This is a genomic window from Sphingomonas sp. MMS24-J13 (assembly GCF_044905095.1).
GTDB lineage: Bacteria > Pseudomonadota > Alphaproteobacteria > Sphingomonadales > Sphingomonadaceae > Sphingomonas_I.
Genome location: NZ_CP173258.1, coordinates 668,775 through 687,628, shown reverse-complemented (window position 1 = coordinate 687,628; position 18,854 = coordinate 668,775). Strand labels below are relative to the sequence as shown.

Sequence of the window (18,854 nt, the reverse complement as noted above, 5' to 3'; positions counted from 1 at the left end):
CAAGTTTCCCCTGTTTGATCGCTTCGGATCAAGGCCTTGCGGCATACTTTTGCGGCCACAAGAAAATGACCGCTTGACCCTTGGCTAATCCAGTTTTGCTGCACCGCCAACGACCGAGTAATAAACAGGCAACATTCCGCCATAATGTTGCGTCGGGGCCACACCGTGACCCCTTGGCCCACGCCCTCAGAGGGTTAAGGGCCGCTAAGGCTAAATCGATGTATCACAGTTCCTCGTCCAGGCGCGGTGGCAGACCTTCGCGAGGCGATTTTTTCCGCAATCGCGAGATATGTAACGTCGATATTTCCAGATACGGCGCGGGCGCACTTTTGCTGCGACGCAGCAGATGCGATTGTCCGATTCACTCGATCAGGCCGGCCTTTGTCAGCGCCGCTTCGGCCGTCATCGCACCGTCACCGACCCACGTCTCAGCCTCGACAAGTTCAGCCTCGATCGTGCCGGCAAGCGCATCGCGTCGCGCGATCCTGACGTCGTTGTCGAACGCCATATCAGGGTTCTTCGAATAGGTCGCGAATAGCGGCCCGGCGATGCAGCGATCGATTGCCTCGTGCGCCATGGCCACGCCGAAGTGGGTGGTCGCAGCGCGTAGAACCGCGCGGGGATCGGCAAAGAACAGTTCGGCATTCAGGCTGCGCGCCTGGGGCATTGCAGCGATCGCGCCGGCGAAAGCGCGGGTCTGCGCCAGCCACAGAGCAGCGGCGCGGCGGGCATCGCTCCACCCGCTCATGTCGCCCAGATAAGGCGAAAGCTGGCCGGTAACCCGCGCGAGCCACTCGCGATGATTGTTGCTGCGCAGGATTGCGAGCAGATAATCGCGCAGGCCGAGATGAAGGAAGATCGCCCGCGCATCGGGATCGAACGCTGCCAGATCGGGCAGCAGAAAATTGACCGGCACATTGGCCTTCACGATCGTCGCGGCATCGGCGCGATAGCGTTTGGAGACCATCGCCGCGACCAAAGCGAGCCGGCCAGGATTCGGGCGGATCGCACTCTGGCGCAGCGCCAGAGGTTCGCGCAGGACGAGATTGCTCGCGACTTGATCGAGCGCGCGTGCGAGCAAGGTTGATCCACAATGCGCGACGTGAAAGATCCACGCCGTCGGCAACGGCTTGGGCGCATGCCCGAGCGCCGCGAGCGGAACGCGCAGTTCGCCGTCCGCCGCCGGCGAAATCCGGCCGTCGAGGAAGATGGAGCGATGATAGGCCGCGCGATCCATCGGCACGAATACCGCCGCGTCACCATCGAACGAATGAAGATAATGATCGGGGGAGGCGTATAGCTCGCCGAGCGTCAGGGCCATCATGAGGCTATAGCGTGCGCGGCGATCGGTCGCTATCCCCCGCCGTCATGCCCAAGGTTCAATTGCCCCAGCCGGGCCGTCCGTACGTGCTGGTCGAGCCCGCCGACGAGCATGGTCTGCTCGACATCGAGCCCGATGCGATCATCGCGCTTTACAAGGCATACGGCGCGTTGCTGTTCCGCGGTTTCGCAATGGAAGTCTCCGATTTCCGCCGCTTCGCCCGCGCCTTCTGCCCGACTTCGGTGCTGAACGAGAGCCCCGGCCGCCGACCGATCGAGCCCGAACACAATATCCATACGGTCGACGGCGGGATGGGCGCGTTCAATCTCCATCCGGAATTGTCGCGCGAGCCGTGGAAGCCCGATGTCGCATTTTTCGGTTGCATCTCGGCCCCGGCGCGGGGCGGCGCGACAACGATCTGCGATGGGGTCGAGCTGGTACAACAGCTACCCGAACCGGTACGGCAAGGGCTGGCGCATCGCCGTTTGCTCTATATCAAGCCCACTTGGCCGAGCCTGCTCGAATATTGGCTCGGCACGCCCGACCCCACCGATGCGCAACTCGCCAGCCCGCCCTCCTGGTGCCCCTATTTCTTCCGACGCATCGATGGTGAAGTGGTGCGCATCTTCACGCGCCCGGCTCTCCACAAGCCGATGTTCATCGATGCGCCCGCCTTCGGCAATTTCCTGTTGTTCGCGCGCTTCAACAATGGCCGCTCCGATCATCCGGTGCTCGACGACGGGCGCCCAGTACCCGAGCAATGGCTGCAGGCGATCAAGGCGACCGGCGACCGCCTCGCCACCCCGATCCGCTGGCGCAACGGCGATGTGCTGATGCTCGACAATACGCGCTTCATGCACGGCCGCAGCCCGATCTTCGACGCTAGCGAACGGATCATCGCGACCTTCTTCGGCTATCTGGGCTTCGCCAAACCCGATCCCGAGGAGCCCGCCGGTGCCCCATGGCGGCGGAGCGATTTCCAGCCGCCCCTGCCGCCCGATTTTCCGGGTTAGTTCTGCGGCATCGGCCCCGCGACCAGCAGCGGATCGATCCGCTCCTTGTTCCACGTCATGCCCCAATGAAGATGAGGGCCGGTAGCGCGGCCAGTCATGCCGATCAGGCCGATCGGCTGCCCCTGGTTGACGCGATCGCCGGTGTGCACGTCGATGCGTGACAGGTGCATCAGCACGCTGACCAGCCCATAGCCATGCCCGATCATCACCATATTACCCTCGAGCGAGAAGGGATGATCGGTCGCCAGCACCACCACGCCATCGCCCGGTGCAAACGCTGGCGTGCCGGCCAATTCCGGCGCACCCGGCCGGCGCGCGACATCGAGGCCGCCATGATAGGCACCCGGCTGCCCCGCATAGATGCGCTGCGATCCGAACAGGGTGCTGATCCGGCCGATGGCCGGCCAGCGGAACGGCTTGCGCCAGCCGTCGCTAACCACCTGCTGCGCGCGCGCCGCCTCGATCTGCTCGACTTCGGCCGCACGAATCCGCTGATAGGCGGCGCTGGGCGAAGTGCCCCGTGGCAAGGTCGGCAGCGACGATATGTCCCAGGCACGCGGGCTGACCGTCAACGGCAGGCGCAGCAGTCGCCCGTCCTGCATGCGCGCCTCGAGCAAAGCGCTCGGCGTCGCATCGCGACCGAAGCCGATGATGAAGCGGCCATCCGCAGCAAATGGCACCGGCTTGCCATCGAGCATCAGCAAGGCAGCGCCCTGCGGAACGGTGCCCGAAAGCAACGCCCCCTGCCCCGCCGGTCCGCTGAGGCCGAACAGATTGGCGGAGACCGTCTGCGGCGGCGGCGCGACCGGCTGCCTGACCTGCGGCGACGGTGTGGTCGGCCCGGGCGGAACCGCGCGCGGCACGACCGTCGCACACCCGCTCACCAGCAATACGCATACCGCCGTCGCGGCGGCGTGCCTCAACCCGCGCGCTCCGCCTCGGTCGAAAACGCGGCGGTGGCATAGGCCTCCTGCCGGCGCACGCTCCAGTAGCGCAGATCCTCAAGCGCGACGCGCTCGCCCGATCGCGCGCACACGACATGATCGCCCGGCACCAGCACGCGAAAGCTGTTGGCGAGATAATGGAGTTTGGCGGGACGGCCTTGCGCCATCAGCATCGGTTCAAATCCTCTACACGTGCTCAGAGTAACGTAGGTTGCTCCGGCTTGCTCCTGTCATAGGAAGCCCGGGCCGTCCCCTCAACCCGTGCCGCCACCAGCCCGTCGGCAAAAACCAAAGTCAGCGCGCCGGCTGCCCGTGCTGCGTGTGCGGTAGAGACCGTCTTGCCGTCGCGGCCCTCGATCCGCGCATAGCCGCGCGCCAGCGGCTTATCGGGATGGAGCTGCTCGGCGACACGCCACAGCCGCGACAGACGATCCTGGGCATCGGCGATGCGCACGGTGACGAGCCCAGGCCGGAGTCGCGCCGCCGCCAGCCTGTCCCTGCTGCGCGAAATCCGCGCGGCAAGCAGGCCGGGCCGGAGCGCGCCCGACGCCTGGGCCAGTTCGCCACGCGCCTCGACCAGCCGCCGACCGAGCGCGCGCGGCAACCTTTCGCTAAGCTCGTCGAGTTTCTGTCGTTGCGGCGCGAGCAGGCGATCGAGCGCGGGCAAGCGGCGCGCCGTCGCTTCCAGCCGTTCGCCCGCGCGTTCGGCATAGCGATTGGCGCAACGCTGGGTCCGCAGTGCCAATTCGCGCACCTGCGCGTGCAATTCGGCTCTGACCGGGACCGCCATTTCCGCGGCCGCCGTGGGCGTCGGTGCGCGCACATCGGCCGCGAAATCGCACAAGGTGACGTCGGTCTCGTGGCCCACCGCGGAGATGGTGGGGATCGGCGAGGCGGCGACGGCGCGCACCACCACCTCCTCGTTGAACGCCCACAGATCCTCGATCGACCCGCCACCGCGCGCAACGATGATCAGATCGGGCGGCTGCGGCAGATTGGCCATGCCCTTCACGGCGTTGGCGATCTGCGCAGCGGCTCCCTCGCCCTGCACAGCGACCGGCCAGAGCATGACATGGGTAGGGCAACGATCCTCGAGGCGGTGAAGGATATCGCGGATCACAGCACCAGTCGGCGAGGTGACGACCCCGATCAGGCGCGGCAGATAGGGCAGACGGCGCTTGCGCTCCTGATCGAACAGCCCCTCCGCTGCCAGCGCCCGGCGCCGCTGATCGAGCAGGGCCATCAAGGCGCCCTGCCCCGCCAGTTCCAGCCGCTCGATCACGATCTGGTAGCGCGATCGGCCGGGGAATGTGGTCAGCCGGCCGGTGGCGATCACCTCGGCGCCGTCCTCGGGCCGGAAGGCAACCGGCGTGCCCTTCCAGATCACGCCGTCGAGGCAGGCGCGATCGTCCTTGAGCGTCAGATAAGCGTGGCCCGACGCAACGCGCTTGTAGCCCGAAATCTCGCCACGGACGCGGACATGCGAGAAAGCGTCCTCGACCGAACGCTTGAGCGCGCCCGAAAGCTCGGACACGGATAAAGCGGGTGCATTGTCCCCGGCGGCCTCCTCGGCTAGCAGCCGGCCGGTTTCGGGGAGATCGAGTGACGCCATGATAGTCCTGCTCATCGGTTCGGGCGGGCGCGAGCATGCGCTGGCCTGGCGGCTGGCGCAATCGCCGCGGCTGACCAAGCTTTACGCCGCACCCGGCAATCCGGGCATCGCAGCGCATGCCGAATGCATCGATCTCGATCCCCTGCATGTCGAATTGATCGTCGCCTTCGCGCGCAACGAGAATGTCGGGCTGGTGGTTGTCGGCCCCGAACAGCCGTTGGTCGAAGGCCTCGCCGATCAGCTTCGCGCCGATGGCGTGCTGGTGTTCGGGCCGAGCAAGGCGGCCGCGCAGCTGGAAGGATCGAAGGGCTTTACCAAGGATTTGTGCGCGCGAGCGAACATTCCCACCGCCGCCTACGAGCGCTTCACCGACAAGGCGGCGGCGCTGGCGGGACTCGATCAATTCGGCCTGCCGGTGGTGATCAAAGCCGACGGCCTGGCCGCTGGCAAGGGCGTGGTCATCCCCGAAACGCGCGCCGATGCAGAGGCCGCGATCGAAGACATGTTCGGCGGCGGCTTCGGCACGGCCGGGGCCGAGGTCGTGATCGAAGAATTCATGACCGGCGAGGAAGCGAGTTTCTTCGCCTTGACCGACGGCAAGTCGATCATGCCCTTCGGATCGGCGCAGGACCATAAGCGCGTCGGCGACGGCGATACGGGCCCCAATACCGGCGGGATGGGCGCCTACAGCCCCGCTACGATCGTCACGCCCGAGATCGAAGCGCGGGTTATGGCCGAGATCATCCGGCCGACCGTCGAGACGATGGCGGCGGAAGGCATGCCCTATTCGGGTGTATTGTTCGCCGGGCTGATGCTCACCGCCGAGGGGCCCAAGCTGATCGAATATAATTGCCGCTTCGGCGATCCTGAATGCCAGGTCCTCATGGCACGCTTCGAAGGCTGTCTCATCAGTCTTCTCGCCGATGTGGCCGAGGGTCGCCTCGCGGAAGCGCCTGTGCCCACGATGGCCGCGCAGACGGCATTGACCGTGGTGATGGCCGCCGCCGGCTATCCCGGCACGCCACAAAAGGGCGGTACGATCGACGGGATCGACGCCGCTGAAGCGGCCGGCGCGCGCGTGTTTCAAGCCGGGACGGCGCTGCGCGATGGCCGGATCGTCGCCAACGGCGGGCGGGTATTGGCAGTCACGGCCACGGGCGACAGCGTCCGTGCCGCGCAGCAGGCCGCCTACGCTGCCGTCGAAGCGATTCATTTCCCCACTGGGTTCTACCGCCACGATATCGGCTGGCGCGCAGTCGAGCGCGAACGCGCAGCTGATCTTGCCTAATCGCGTTTGCCGTCGCTAGAGGCTTGATAACGCCGCAAAGAGGGAATTCATGAACCAGACCGTGATCATCGTCGTCGCAGTGATCGTCGTGATCGCGCTATTGCTTGTGATCCTGCTGCGTAGTCGCAAGCAACATGTCTCGCTGACCGACAAGGTCGCCCCGCCACGGCCCGTGACTGTCGCCAAGCCTGCGCCAGTGCCAACCGAGGAAGGCCAAGGCGTCGGCGCGGAAATGACCGCGGCGATCGAGGACGTGGTCGATCAGTTCATCGGCATCGATGCCCACCCGTCGGGCCAGCAGCCGACACCCGCCAGCCACGAAGCCCCGGGCGACGTGCTGACCACGCTCAAGGGCCTCGGCCCGAAGGCCGCGAGCCGGCTGGCGGAACTGGGCGTCACCCATTTCGAACAGATCGCCTCATGGGACGAGAAGGAAGTCGAGGCGATCGACGCGCAAATGGGCGCCTTCAAGGGCCGCATCCTGCGCGACCGCTGGGTCGAGCAAGCGAAGCTTCTCGCGGCAGGCGATACCGAGGGTTTCGAGAGCAAGTTCGGGAAGTTGGGAGGGTAAAAAGCCCTCCCCAGGCGGCGGTCGCAGACCGCCGTCTTTCGATGGCAGGCCTTCCACAAATTCTGCGAAATACCCCCTCCCATGCCTTGCATGGGGAGAATCCTTATTCTCTTCGCGCCGCGAGCAATTTGTCGATCTTGCGGCCGTCCATATCGACCACCTCGAAATCCCAACCGTCGTAAGCGAAGGTCTCGCCGACTGTAGGCAGGTGCTTCAGCACCGACAACGCAAAGCCCGCTACGGTGGCATAGTCGCGATCATCCGGCAGCGGCACGCACAGCCGGTCCGCCAACTGATCGGCCGGCAGGGATCCCGACACCAGCCAGCTTCCGTCGGCACGCTCCACCAAAGGCGGATCGGTGCCCTCGTCCTGATCGGATGCGAAGGCACCCGCAATCGCCGCGAGCAGATCGACCGGAGTCACCAACCCATCGAAATGGCCATATTCGTCATGAACGAACGCGACCGGCACGTCCGCCTCGCGCAGTACCTGGAGCGCATCCATCGCGTCCATCTGATCGGGCACGACCGGCACTTCGCGCATCAGCGCCTTGAGATCGACCTTCCCGCCGCTCATCACCACGCCCAGCAGATCGCGTGCCTGCACCACCCCGATCAACTGATCGACCGAACCATGTCCAACCGGCATGCGGCTGTGCGGAAGCGGTTCCGCCAACGGATCTTCGTCGTCGAGATCGATCCATTGCACCTGCGTGCGCGGTGTCATCACCTCACGCACGGGCCGATCCGCCAGCCGCACAACACCCGAGATGATCGCCCGTTCGCTTTCCTCGATCACGCCATGGCTCGAAGCTTCGGCCACGACGAGATGCAATTCCTCGGCGGTAACGTGATTTTCGGTACTGCGATGCGCGCGCAGCAACCGCAGCAGCAATGCGCTCGATCGTTCGAGCAGCCACACGAGTGGCGCGGCAATTCTCGACAGCCACAACATCGGCCGCGACGCGATCATCGCGATCGGTTCGGGCGCGTTGAGCGCGATTTGCTTGGGGACCAGCTCGCCCACGACAAGGCTGAGATAAGTGGTCGCGACGATCACCAGCCCGAAACCCCAGTTCGCCGCCGCCTCGGCGTTCATCCCGAGCCGTTCGAGTCGCAGCGCCACCGGATGTCCCAAAGCGGATCCGGAGAAGGCACCCGCGAGCACGGCCGTGAGCGTGATCCCGATCTGGACAGTCGACAGGAACTTGCCAGGGTCGGCGGCAAGATCGATCGCCACGCGCGCACCTTTGCGTCCGCGCCGAGCCAGCGCTTCAAGCCGCGGTTTGCGGGCAGAGACGATCGCCAGTTCGGACATGGCGAAGACGGCGTTGACCACCATCAGGAGGATGACGATCAAAACGTCGATCCAGGGGAAGGGCGGTATGGCGGATGGTGGGGGCATAGCGGGGTTGTGACCTGCATATCGCTCAGCAGAGCAGCTATCGCAAGCGACTCGCCTCAAAGCCGCTGGCATTGGCCTCGCGATGGTGGCATTTGTCGATCAATAACGGATGTTACGAACAAAATGAGAGGAGCCCTGGAGTGAACAGTCCGCTGCTTGATCCGGAAGAAACGGTCCGTTCGGTCAAGGCCGAGATCAACTATCTGCTCCCCGGCACTCCGATCAATCGCCGCTTCGTTTCGGCCGGCGTCGAGGTGAACACCGGCAAATACGCGCCTTACGACGTCATCGTGCGCGACGGCCGCGCGATCCGGCGCCATTTCACACTCGACCGCCATGGCTTCCAACTGGCCGATTGCCCGACCGACATCGTCGATTTCTACGATAAGGAGGAGATGAATCGCGTCTATCCGGGCGAGGCCGCAAAATATATCCAGGCGGCCACCGGCGCCGATTTCGTCGTGCCGATGGGCTGGATGATCCGCAATTCGGGCGACATCGCCGAGTATCAGCCCAAGGACGACAAGCCTTATGTCCATGCCGGCGGCGTCCAGCCGCCTGCGGGCGAAGCGCATATCGATACCGAACCGAGCCGCGCCGATCGCCAGGCGCGCGCGATCTACGAGAAGTTCCGCCCCGAGGGCCCCGGCTACAAGCGCTTCATCTATTCCAGCTTCTGGCGAACCTTCTCGCCCGGCCCGCAGGATTGCCCGCTGGCGCTTTGCGATCATCGCAGCGTCGGCGACGACGAGGGCACGCCCAACGTGCTCCACATCGTCGACAAGATTCCGGAAGGCGATGCGTTGTTCGCACCGATGAACGACGATGCCCAGCCGGCGGCGGCGATCTTCGAATATAATCCGAACCATCGCTGGTGGTATTTTTCCAACATGAATCGCGACGAGGCGATCGTGTTGAAATTCCACGACAGCGATCATTCGGTTGCGTGGCGCACCCCGCATACCGCATTCTGGGATTCGAGCTTCCCCGATCGCCGCGTGCGCGAGAGTGTGGAACTGCGATCGATGGCGTTCTTCGAATAGAGTTACCGGCCGCGGGCGGTGGGCCGCCGCCGGGCTGGTGGCGACGATCCTTCGGCAAGCTGACCGAACAGCGCCCTGATCGCCCGCCGCGCCTTGTCGGTCAGCATCAGGAACCCGCCCTCTGCCTGCTCGGCCAGCCCTTCGGCGACCAGCAGCTTGATCCAGCGTCGGGCGGTGCCTGCCGGTGCGGCCGAAAGTCCGACGCATTGCTCGGCCGAGAGATGCCGCCGCTCGGACGCGGCGATATAGAGCTGTAACAGGCACTCCCAGGCAGGTTCGCCGAACAGGATATCGGGCAGATGATCGCGCCGGGCGCGGCGCGCCATCAGGATATGGCGGGCCTGCCGGGCCGATGGATCGACCACCAGCGACGGGGGCGTATCGTCATTCAACGCCGGAATATTCATGATCTGTCTCCGTTTCGGCGCGGCACGACCTGCCAGCCCAATCGGTAGGCCGGCGGCAATTGCCACACCCAGGAATAATCGATGCCGTAGAGGCGTATGCGCATGCGGTGTCGCCAGGTTCCGATCACCAGCAGCAGGACCATCGGATAGCTGATCAGCGCCACGAGCGCATAATAAGCCTTCGCGACGATGCCGGGATCCATCATGCGGGCGAGATGCCCGAGGACGTCGACGATCATCATCACCGCCATCGCCGGCGCCCAGAAGCGGCAACTTCGCAATGCCACGTAGAGTATCACGGCGGCGAGGACCGCATCGACCGCCGCAATCTCCCATTCGATCGTCGAAAAGGCGACCCAAACCGATCGACTGAACAGGTTCGTGAGCACGAAGGCGCCAAGGAAGCCAATCGCCGTTATGCGTTCTGGGGGGCCGCCACGTGCGATCGCATAGGCGCACGCGGCAATGGTCAGGACCGCAAATATCTGTTGGTGGAGCTGCACCTGGCGCTGCCCTACCGCCCCCCGGTCCGCATCGTCGTGCGGCTCAAGCCGACACGCGTGCGGGCTCGATCACCGGGTCATGGCTCTCGTCGAGCGAAACCGGGCTCGATCCGGTATCGCCCCAGCCCAGTTCGGGCATGTCGAGCGTCGCCATGATCGCGCGCAGATCCTGGTGGAAGCGATGCGCGTCGGCGCGTGCGTCCAGCCCCTTGGTGATGCTGGCATTGAGCAGCCGCAGCGTTTTCTGAATACGAGCCAGCGGCACGCCGGCTTCGCGGGCGGCGCGGATGATCTTGCCGATCATCTCGCCGCTGTCGGCCAGCGCATCGTCATAGGCCGCCTCGACGCCCTGAAGCTGATTCTGAAGGATGCGCGCGGGAGAGGGACGTGCAACCAGACTTACGATCGCTGCAGATGATTCCATGCCTGTCGGCCTTTCGGTCAGGGTCGATGCCGAAGGATCGCTGAAATCGCCTCACCCAGACTGACCACGAAGACCGCCGAAAGCACGAGCAGGAAAACCCCTGCTACGATGGCGATCAATCGCATGCCGATCGGCTGCGCGTTCCAGGGCCTCCCCTTCGTGGGAAAAGGCCTCAGGCCGGAAAGCCTGCTGCCCCCCTCGGACGAAGGCTGCTTCAGCGCGAACGCCCGCGCCTCGCTACCTGAGGAAGAGCCATATATGGCCAATCCATAGGCTGGATTCCCCTCCGCATGGGCCAGTTGATGGGCAGCATCGATGCTGCGATTGACGCCGAGCTTGCGGCGCGCGCTGGCAAGCCTCTGCTCGACCGCGCTGGGGCTGCGATCGATCAGCCGCGCAATCTCCTTTTGATCGGTCGCAGTGAGATAGAGGCGCAAGACCTCCTTCTCCGCTTCGGTCAGTTCGCTGATCGGATCACCCCCCATATCGGAGGTATGTACCTTGGGAGGCGGCGGGGTGAAAGCCGGCAATCACGGGCGCGGTCGCTATCGATCCTGCAGAAACACCCCCTGCGTGCGCAATGCGCCCTGAAGATCGCCGATGTGAACGGCGCGCGGCTGAACGCCCCCATTCGCCGCCAATGCGGCGGCGGTCCCGGCCGCCTGCCCGGTCAGCCAGCATTGCGGGATCTCGCGCATGAAGCCGTGCGAATTGGGATCGCACGAAACGTGGCGGCCACAGGCGACCAGCCCGTTGAGCCGGCGCGGCACCAGCGCGCCATAAGGCACAGAAACCGGCGGCAATTTGAGCGTGAGCGACGGGCTGACCCCGATTTCGTCGGGAAGCGGCACACCGGCGTCCCACTGGCTGCGCTCGATTCGCCCCACCCCTGCCAGCCGCCGCGTATGGCGCACGCCGAGCTGCGGTGCACTTTGGAGCATGTAGGCCTGCTCGAACCCCGGCGCATTCTCGCGAAAGAATTGGCAGTGCGACACCATGAAGCGGTGTGATCGGATCTCGACCTCGGTCATGTCGTCGACGTCGAGCGCGGACAGGCCCGATTGGCGCGGCCCGAGGAACAATGCGATATCGTTGCGCCACGACACATAAGGCGGCTGGAAATAGCCGCACCGCTCGCGTCCGAGCTTGAGCAAGGCGTCGGACTCCTCCGGCTGCGTCAGCCGGTAATTGAGCCAGCGGTTCATATCGACCCCGCCGAGCAGGAAGGCGGTGTTGACCGCATGGTGGGTGTCGCCCTGCTCGATATCATTCTCGAAATCGGCGCCGGCGCGCGCGAAGATATCACCGTCGCCGGTGGCATCGACCACCACCTTGGCCATCAGCGCCTGGCGGCCACTCTTGCTTTCGAAGATGACACCCTTGACCGTGCCGGCCTCGACGATCGGCAACGCCGCCCAGCTGTGAAAGACAAGTCGCACGCCCGCTTCCAGCAGCATCTCCTGCGAGAGCACCTTCAATTTCTCGGGATCGATCATCGGCGACCAGGCGACGACGCCATGGAAGGCCGAAATGCGCTGGCCCCAATGTTTGGCCAGAACCGGATCGCGCGAGCCCCATTGCGACGGCGGCGCACCGACCGCCCCACCATCGGGCTTGAGCCGATCGAGCACCTCCTCCGCGAAACCGCGGATCACCTGCCGCCCTGTCCAGTCGGTCATGCGATCGATCCACACGACCAGCCCGCCGGTGCTCAGGCCGCCGAGATGGTTGTAGCGTTCGAGCATGACGACATCGGCGCCCTGCCGCGCCGCCGCCAATGCCGCCGCCGTGCCCGAAGGGCCGCCGCCCACGACCAGCACGTCGCACGAATGATAAATTGGGATCGACCGGCCCGGCTCTTCATAGGTGCCGGTGCCGTTGCGAGGCGGCAAGGCGCGCTCCTCGCCCTCGAACACATCGGACTGGAGGATGCGGATCTCGCTCGATCGCACCTCGGCGATCTTCGGCTTGCCCTGATCCTGTTCGCTCATCGGTCACTCGTTCAATAGATAGGAAGCAACGGAACTATTCGGCCATCGCCTCGGCGGCAAGCGCTTCCGCTTCGATCAGCAGCGCATCCTCGGTGCCGCCCTGCGCGACCCGCTCGCGCCCGATCAGCACCAACACGGGCACCGCCAACGGCGAGACGCGATCGAGGCTGACGTGGAGCATCGTCCCCGCCGCGCGATCGAGCAGATCGACGAGGCGGCCGACATCGGTGAGCTTCGCGCGCGCATCGTCCCACGCCGCGCGCATCAGCAGGTGATCGGGCTCGTAGCGGCGCAGCACATCGTAGATCAGGTCGGTCGAGAAGGTCACTTGCCGCCCGGTCTTGCGCTTGCCGGGATGCTGGCGCTCGACCAACCCGCCGATCACCGCCACCTCGCGAAAAGCGCGCTTGAGCAGGCTGGATTGCTGGACCCAATCGACGAACTCGTCCTCCAGCACCTCCTTGTCAAACAAGGCCGCCGGATCGGTCACGGGTTCGAGGCTATAGGTGGCGATGGCATAATCGCTCGCGACGAAGCCCAACGGCTTGAGCCCCGCGGTCTCCATTCGCCGCGTGATCAGCATGCCGAGCGACTGATGCGCATTCCAGCCTTCGAAACTGTAGACGACCATGTAGTGGCGGCCTTCGCGCGGGAAGGTCTCGATCAGCAATTGGTCGGGATGCGGCAGAACCGATCGGCGGCCCTGCATCTCCAGCCATTCGCGCACGTCGCCCGGGAAACGCGCCCATTGCGCCGGATCGGCGAAATAGGCCCGCACCCGCTCGGCCAGATTGGTCGAGATCGGCATGCGCGCGCCGCCGTAGGTCGGGATACGCGCGGGCTTGCGGGTGGCGTGGACGATCAGATCCTCGGTATCCATCTTCTCGACCTCGAGGGCCAACCCCGAGAAGAAGAAGGTATCGCCCGGGACGAGAGTGGCGGCGAACCCCTCCTCGACCTTGCCAAGTGCGCGCCCGTTCCTGAAGCGGACGGTGAGCATGTCCGCCTCGACGATGATCCCGGCATTGAGCCGATGCTGGTCGACGAAACGCGGGTGGCTGACGCGCCACAGACCGTCGGGATCGCGGGTCAGGCGCTTGAAGCGGTCATAGGCCTTGAGCGAATAGCCACCCGTGGAAATGTAATCGAGCACCTGCCCGAACCGCTCCGGGGTCAGCGCGCTATAGGGCAAGGCGTCCTGCACCTCGGCCAGCATCGCCGCCTCTTCGAACGGGGCGGCACAGGCGCAGGCCATGACGTGCTGGGCCAGCACGTCGAGCGCGCCCTCGCGGAAGATATCGCGATCGAGTTCGCCCGCCTCGATCGCATCGAGCGCCGCGCGCGCCTCGAGATATTCGAAGCGGTTTCCGGGCACGACCACTGCTTCGGACGGCTCGTCGAGCCGGTGGTTGGCCCGCCCGATCCGCTGGGTCAGCCGCGACGCCCCCTTCGGTGCGCCCATCTGGATGACGAGATCGACATCGCCCCAGTCGACGCCCAGATCGAGGCTGGCAGTCGCCACCAAGGCCCGCAGCCGCCCCGTCGCCATCGCCGTTTCGACCTTGCGCCGCGCCTCGACAGAGAGCGAGCCGTGATGGATGCCGATCGGCAGGCTCCTATCGTTGACCAGCCACAGATCCTGAAAGATCAGCTCGGCGAGGCTACGCGTGTTACAGAATATGATCGTCGTCTTGTGCGTCTCGATCTCAGCCATCACCTGCTGCGCAGCGTAGCGGCCCGAATGGCCCGACCAGGGAACGCGATCCTCGGGCAGCAGGATGCGGAGCCGGGGCTCGGCACCGGGATCGCCATTGACGAGGGTGACGGCATCGATGTCGCCGCCGGGCGCAAGCCAGGCGCGATAGGCGTCGGCGTCCGCCACCGTCGCCGACAGCGCCACCCTACGCAGCCGCGGCGCGAAATGCTGGAGCCGCGCCATACACAGCGACAGCAGATCGCCGCGCTTGCCGGTGGCGAAGGCGTGGACCTCGTCGACGACGATCGTCGAGAGCGTCTCGAACAAGGTCGCGCTGTCGGGATGGCTGAGCAGCAGGCTCAGCGATTCGGGCGTGGTCAACAGCATGTTCGGCGGGCGGACGCGCTGGCGCGCCTTGCGATCGGAGGGGGTGTCGCCGGTGCGCGTCTCGACCGTGATATCGAGCCCCATCTCCTCGATCGGGCCGAGCAGGTTGCGGCGGACGTCGACCGTCAGCGCCTTGAGCGGCGAGACGTAGAGCGTGTGGAGGCGCTCCTGCGGATGTTCGGTCAGGTCGACCAGGCTGGGGAGGAAGCCGGCGAGCGTCTTGCCTGCGCCGGTCGGCGCGACGAGCAAGGCATGCGCGCCGGCACGCGCCGCGTCGACCATCTCGAGCTGATACCGCCGTGGCGCCCAGCCACGCTGAGAGAACCAGTCCGACAGTGCAACGGGAAGCGTCAGAAAGATCCTCCCCGGCACGGGGAGGGGGACCATCGCGCAGCGATGGTGGAGGGGGCCCGCCCGCAACGAATCCCTCGCCGTGGGCCCCCTCCACCATTCGGCTTCGCCGAACGGTCCCCCTCCCCGTTCCGGGAGGATTTGGAAAAGGCTCACCCGCTCTCACAGAATTTGGTCACTCCTGATCATCGCCTAGATCAAAACAAGGCAGAAGGCGCAGGTTTCCGCATGTGGCACTGGAACCCCGGCCCGATGCGATCATATTGTCATCATGCCTCGCCCCGGCGCCTGGATCGAACCCCACCCGCATGGTCTCTACCTGCCCGCAGCAGACGCGTGGGTCGACCCGTCGCAGCCGGTCCCGCGCGCACTCGTCACCCACGGCCATGCCGATCACGCCCGCGGCGGGCACGGCGCGGTACTGGCAACGCCTGAGACGCTCGCCATCATGGAATGCCGCTACGGCCCGCAGCACGGGCAGCCGGTCGCCTATGGCGAAAGCCTGCGCGTCGGCGATGTCGATGTCACCTTCGTGCCGGCAGGCCACGTGTTGGGATCGGCGCAGATCCTGCTCGAGCATAAAGGCGAGCGCATCATCGTGTCGGGCGATTACAAGCGCCGCCCCGATCCGACCTGCCTGCCCTTCGAGCCGGTGCCGTGCGATATCTTTATCACCGAGGCGACCTTCGGCCTGCCCGTCTTCCGCCACCCCGACACCGGATCGGAGATCGATCGGCTACTGGCAGCGCTCCACGCCAATCCCGATCGCTGCGTGCTGGTTGGCGCCTATGCGCTCGGCAAGGCGCAGCGGCTGATCATGGAGATGCGCGGACGCGGGCACCATGATCCCATCTACATCCACGGCGCGCTTCAGAGATTATGCGATCTCTACCGAGATTGGGGCGTCGAACTCGGCGAGCTCCGCCCCGCGACCGGCATCAAGGCAGCCGAGATGAAGGGCAGCATCGTCCTCGCCCCGCCAGGCGCTCTCAACGATCGCTGGTCGCGCCGCCTGCCCGATCCGATCACCGCGATGGCGAGCGGCTGGATGCGCGTCCGCCAGCGCGCACGGCAGCGCAATGTCGAACTGCCGCTGGTGGTATCGGACCATGCCGACTGGGATGAATTGACCGAGACAATCGCGGAACTTGCGCCGGGCGAAGTCTGGGTCACCCACGGGCGCGAGGAAGCCCTCGTCCACTGGTGCATGACCCGCCAGATCAAGGCGCGCGCGCTGGCGCTCGCGCATTATGACGACGAGGACGATTGAGGGGGCGCTAGACCCGCGTCCTGAACGGCGAGAAATTCGTCCCGGTGTCATAGACGTCGACACCCTCGCGCCGCTTCAAGAACCCTACGACCGCGTAGGTGACCGGCGTCAGCACGACCTCCCACGTCACCTTGAGGACCCATTGGGTAAGCAACACCTGTCCCACCTGCGCGCCGGTCCAGCCCTCGGCATACAGAAACGCGACGGGATAGAAGATAAGACTGTCGACCCCCTCCCCTACGATCGTCGAGCCGATCGTGCGGGTCCACAGATGCTTGCCCTGCGTCATGATCTTCATGCGCGCGAGCACGAAGCTGTTGGCGAACTCGCCCGCCCAGAAAGCCAGGATCGACGCGAGAGCGATCCGCCACGCCTGGCCGAACACCGCCTCATAAGCCGCCTGCCCGGTCCAGCCGGCGTCAGGGGGTAGCGCCACCACCACCACACTCATGAACACCATGAACAGCAGCGCGCCGAACCCGGCCCATACGCAGCGGCGAGCATAGGCGTAGCCATAGACTTCGGTCAGCACGTCGCCGAGCACGTAGGAAACCGGGAAAAACAGGATACCTGCCCCAAAGGGCCAAGGGCCGATAAACGGCAGATCAATCACCGATCTTTTGCCCGCACCGATGATGTTGGACAGCAGCAGGATGGTCACGAACGCCGCCATCATGAAATCGAAATAGCGGAACTGGCGCCCCGCCAGCGCCCCCGCTTCGACCGCAACCGGCCGCCCGTCCCCTGTATCGATCATGCCACGCACCCTATCGCGCTTCGCGGCCCGTGCAATCCGCCCTATCGCGAAACGACCAGATTGCGCTATCGCCGCATCGGGCGCCCGTAGCTCAGCTGGATAGAGCACATGCCTTCTAAGCCTGTGGTCGCTGGTTCGAATCCAGCCGGGCGCGCCACTCCCCATTTGCAGATTTTCATGCCCTGTGAGCGGTATCGCCGCCCGCCCCCCCAAATCCAGTCTTATTAATGTTCCAAATGGCTCTCGAAATTGAACCCGTGAGTTGCTTGGCAACCATGTTACCGGCCTTGAGATCGGGAACGACCAGAACATCCGCCTGACCCGCAACGGACTACACAATTGCCCTTGTCTTGGCCGCATCGGCGTTAATCGTATTGTCGAGCGCGAGCGGACCGTCCAGCACACCTCCCAGGATCTCATCTTGCACAACGCCGCGGCATCGAGCGTGGAACGCCATCGCGGGTCGACGGTCTCGATGGCCGCCAGGATCGCGACGCGCGGGCAGACAATGCCGATGCTGTGCGCGAGCGCGATGGCGTTGCGAATGATGTCCGTCTTCGCGCATCGCCGCGATATTGCGCGATATTGATCGCTGCGTCGGTTAGATCATCGGACGTCTGTAATCGGGCACGTTCATTACATAATCGCCTGGCACGGAATTCGATCGCAACCGCACCTTGGCGCCACCGACGCAAAGCAGCACCGTGGAGAACACAGAGAGACCGGCTCATGCCCGAACCGCGCGCGCTCGGCTCAGGCGGCAGCCGCGGGCTGGGGCATCTGGACAGCGCTGACCGCGTTGCGCGACGTCAGTTCGGCGATCTTGCGGGCCTCGTCTACATATTGCGCTGCAGCCCGCGCGTAAAAACCCGCGCACGCCGCATAAAGATCGCCGGCGGAATTTGCCCGGCTCATCGCATCGGCGAATTTGAGCTCTTCGTCGAAGCGCCGTGCAAGGAAGTCGATCGTCTCACGCTGCTGGCCAATCACAGCCTTCAACACCGTCGCCTGAAGGTGCGGACCAACGAGCGACATTTTCGCCAGGTCAGGTGCAGCCCGTGTGAAAGCGGAAAGCATGTCGGCTGGCGTTGCTAGCGGACTTTCCGCTTGTTCGATCGTGTCAGTCATAAATGCTCCATCAGTTCGGGGCTAACGACAGCACATGGTTTGCGTCGAGTGCGGGCCCGCCCGCTATACGGGATAATACGCGGATCAGACTTGAAATGATCGCCGCTGGAACGACGCCGCTCTTGGCAAGTCCGCGACGATTCCGTTTGCCGCGGAGGCGCCGCGATGTGCCATCGTCAGCCGCCGACCTCACCGGACTCCAGGATTTTTCAGGCTCAGGATATAGGCAATGAGGTCATCGGTCTTGCGATCCGACAAGATCAGATTGGGCATTTTTGGGTGCGGTGAGTGCTGAAACGCGAGGAGTGCCGTTCTCGTCATACCAGGCATATTCGCGATTTGCGTGAAATCAGGCGGTCGGCCGGTTTGCCATGATGTGCCGCGTCGCGGAACGACGACATGGCATTCGGAACATTGTGCTATCGCAAGCTCCCGGCCCGCACGTATATTGCCCGGCCCGGACATATCCTGCGCGCCGGCAGTAGCCGGCCCCAAGGCCAGGAAGATACCGGCGGCGATTGAGTGCCGTTTCATGTCGTTATCCCTTCTCATGCTTTGGGCCGGTCACGATCGCGTTCAATTCATTCCGCGAGAGCCGGCCTGTCGCCGTCCATCGATCGAGAGGCCCTTCTCAAGGACGCTCATGGTAGCCGCACGGGGTGCCGCCACGCCGTGGCTCCGAACGGGCCGGTCCGGACAGGCGCCCATCCCATGCAATCTTTCCAACGCGTGGACGGAGCAAT

Annotated in this window: 19 protein-coding genes, 1 tRNA gene and 1 pseudogene; 6 read left to right on the top strand and 15 right to left on the bottom strand. The window is 65.0% G+C overall.

Features of this window, described 5'->3' with window-relative positions; all coding sequences use genetic code 11:
* Positions 1-361 precede the first annotated feature (361 nt).
* Positions 362-1,324, bottom strand: coding sequence for a hypothetical protein (locus AB4Z44_RS03260; protein ID WP_404712649.1), 963 nt, complete (start codon positions 1,322-1,324; stop codon positions 362-364).
* Between the two features lie 11 nt (positions 1,325-1,335).
* Here AB4Z44_RS03260 and AB4Z44_RS03255 point away from each other — a divergent pair, with 11 nt between their 5' ends.
* Positions 1,336-2,334 (top strand): TauD/TfdA family dioxygenase, encoded by a 999-nt coding sequence (locus AB4Z44_RS03255; protein ID WP_404712648.1) that lies wholly within the window; start codon positions 1,336-1,338, stop codon positions 2,332-2,334.
* On the opposite strand, the gene AB4Z44_RS03250 is transcribed toward AB4Z44_RS03255, so the two are convergent.
* The 3 genes from AB4Z44_RS03250 to xseA are packed head-to-tail and all read right to left on the bottom strand — an operon-like array spanning position 2,331 to position 4,905.
* Positions 2,331-3,257 (bottom strand): M23 family metallopeptidase, encoded by a 927-nt coding sequence (locus tag AB4Z44_RS03250; RefSeq protein WP_404712647.1) that lies wholly within the window; start codon positions 3,255-3,257, stop codon positions 2,331-2,333. The genes AB4Z44_RS03255 and AB4Z44_RS03250 overlap by 4 nt on opposite strands.
* On the bottom strand, positions 3,254-3,451 hold the full coding sequence (locus AB4Z44_RS03245; RefSeq protein WP_404712646.1) for a DUF2093 domain-containing protein: 198 nt from the start codon (positions 3,449-3,451) through the stop codon (positions 3,254-3,256). Before AB4Z44_RS03245 ends, AB4Z44_RS03250 begins: the two co-directional genes overlap by 4 nt.
* Before the next feature lie 23 nt (positions 3,452-3,474).
* Positions 3,475-4,905 (bottom strand): exodeoxyribonuclease VII large subunit, encoded by a 1,431-nt coding sequence (xseA, locus tag AB4Z44_RS03240; protein WP_404712645.1) that lies wholly within the window; start codon positions 4,903-4,905, stop codon positions 3,475-3,477.
* Here xseA and purD point away from each other — a divergent pair.
* Both purD and AB4Z44_RS03230 read left to right on the top strand, forming a co-directional pair.
* Entirely contained in the window at positions 4,889-6,178 is a 1,290-nt protein-coding gene (gene purD, locus AB4Z44_RS03235) for a phosphoribosylamine--glycine ligase (RefSeq protein ID WP_404712644.1), read from the top strand. The genes xseA and purD overlap by 17 nt on opposite strands.
* Before the next feature lie 49 nt (positions 6,179-6,227).
* Entirely contained in the window at positions 6,228-6,749 is a 522-nt protein-coding gene (locus AB4Z44_RS03230) for a hypothetical protein (RefSeq protein WP_404712643.1), read from the top strand.
* A 103-nt stretch (positions 6,750-6,852) separates the two neighbouring features.
* Here the strand turns inward: AB4Z44_RS03230 and AB4Z44_RS03225 are convergent, their stop codons facing one another.
* On the bottom strand, positions 6,853-8,154 hold the full coding sequence (locus AB4Z44_RS03225) for a hemolysin family protein (protein WP_404712642.1): 1,302 nt from the start codon (positions 8,152-8,154) through the stop codon (positions 6,853-6,855).
* Positions 8,155-8,294: 140 nt separating this feature from the next.
* On the opposite strand from AB4Z44_RS03225, the gene AB4Z44_RS03220 reads away from it, so the two are divergent.
* A complete protein-coding gene (locus tag AB4Z44_RS03220) occupies positions 8,295-9,197 on the top strand; it encodes a CmcJ/NvfI family oxidoreductase (RefSeq protein ID WP_404712641.1) in 903 nt (300 codons plus the stop codon).
* A gap of 2 nt (positions 9,198-9,199) precedes the next feature.
* Here AB4Z44_RS03220 and AB4Z44_RS03215 read toward each other — a convergent pair whose 3' ends face one another.
* The 6 genes from AB4Z44_RS03215 to AB4Z44_RS03190 all read right to left on the bottom strand — a co-directional run bounded on the left by AB4Z44_RS03215 (position 9,200) and on the right by AB4Z44_RS03190 (position 14,992).
* Positions 9,200-9,604 (bottom strand): hypothetical protein, encoded by a 405-nt coding sequence (locus tag AB4Z44_RS03215; protein ID WP_404712640.1) that lies wholly within the window; start codon positions 9,602-9,604, stop codon positions 9,200-9,202.
* Positions 9,601-9,993: a hypothetical protein gene (locus AB4Z44_RS03210; protein WP_404712639.1), complete on the bottom strand. Its 393-nt coding sequence runs from the start codon at positions 9,991-9,993 to the stop codon at positions 9,601-9,603. Before AB4Z44_RS03210 ends, AB4Z44_RS03215 begins: the two co-directional genes overlap by 4 nt.
* A 157-nt stretch (positions 9,994-10,150) precedes the next feature.
* Entirely contained in the window at positions 10,151-10,531 is a 381-nt protein-coding gene (locus tag AB4Z44_RS03205) for a hypothetical protein (protein ID WP_404712638.1), read from the bottom strand.
* 17 nt (positions 10,532-10,548) lie between these two features.
* The gene (locus tag AB4Z44_RS03200) at positions 10,549-11,061 is read right to left on the bottom strand and encodes a sigma factor-like helix-turn-helix DNA-binding protein (protein ID WP_404712637.1); all 513 of its coding nucleotides are present in this window, start codon (positions 11,059-11,061) and stop codon (positions 10,549-10,551) included.
* Positions 11,062-11,076: 15 nt separating this feature from the next.
* Positions 11,077-12,522 (bottom strand): FAD-dependent oxidoreductase, encoded by a 1,446-nt coding sequence (locus AB4Z44_RS03195; RefSeq protein ID WP_404712636.1) that lies wholly within the window; start codon positions 12,520-12,522, stop codon positions 11,077-11,079.
* A gap of 34 nt (positions 12,523-12,556) precedes the next feature.
* A complete protein-coding gene (locus AB4Z44_RS03190) occupies positions 12,557-14,992 on the bottom strand; it encodes a ligase-associated DNA damage response DEXH box helicase (RefSeq protein ID WP_404712635.1) in 2,436 nt (811 codons plus the stop codon).
* 235 nt (positions 14,993-15,227) lie between these two features.
* Here AB4Z44_RS03190 and AB4Z44_RS03185 point away from each other — a divergent pair, with 235 nt between their 5' ends.
* Entirely contained in the window at positions 15,228-16,226 is a 999-nt protein-coding gene (locus tag AB4Z44_RS03185; RefSeq protein ID WP_404712634.1) for a ligase-associated DNA damage response exonuclease, read from the top strand.
* A gap of 7 nt (positions 16,227-16,233) precedes the next feature.
* Here the strand turns inward: AB4Z44_RS03185 and AB4Z44_RS03180 are convergent, their stop codons facing one another.
* Positions 16,234-16,983: a queuosine precursor transporter gene (locus AB4Z44_RS03180; protein ID WP_404712633.1), complete on the bottom strand. Its 750-nt coding sequence runs from the start codon at positions 16,981-16,983 to the stop codon at positions 16,234-16,236.
* A gap of 80 nt (positions 16,984-17,063) precedes the next feature.
* Between AB4Z44_RS03180 and AB4Z44_RS03175 the strand changes: the two genes are divergently transcribed.
* A tRNA-Arg gene (locus tag AB4Z44_RS03175) sits at positions 17,064-17,140 on the top strand.
* Positions 17,141-17,242: 102 nt separating this feature from the next.
* Here the strand turns inward: AB4Z44_RS03175 and AB4Z44_RS03170 are convergent.
* The 3 genes and pseudogenes from AB4Z44_RS03170 to AB4Z44_RS03160 all read right to left on the bottom strand — a co-directional run.
* Positions 17,243-17,611: pseudogene (locus tag AB4Z44_RS03170) on the bottom strand (phosphate acyltransferase); the annotation flags it as partial.
* A gap of 125 nt (positions 17,612-17,736) precedes the next feature.
* Complete coding sequence (locus tag AB4Z44_RS03165; RefSeq protein ID WP_404712632.1) at positions 17,737-18,111, bottom strand: phasin family protein; 375 nt, start codon at positions 18,109-18,111, stop codon at positions 17,737-17,739.
* 189 nt (positions 18,112-18,300) lie between these two features.
* Complete coding sequence (locus AB4Z44_RS03160; RefSeq protein WP_404712631.1) at positions 18,301-18,645, bottom strand: c-type cytochrome; 345 nt, start codon at positions 18,643-18,645, stop codon at positions 18,301-18,303.
* Positions 18,646-18,854: the final 209 nt, after the last annotated feature.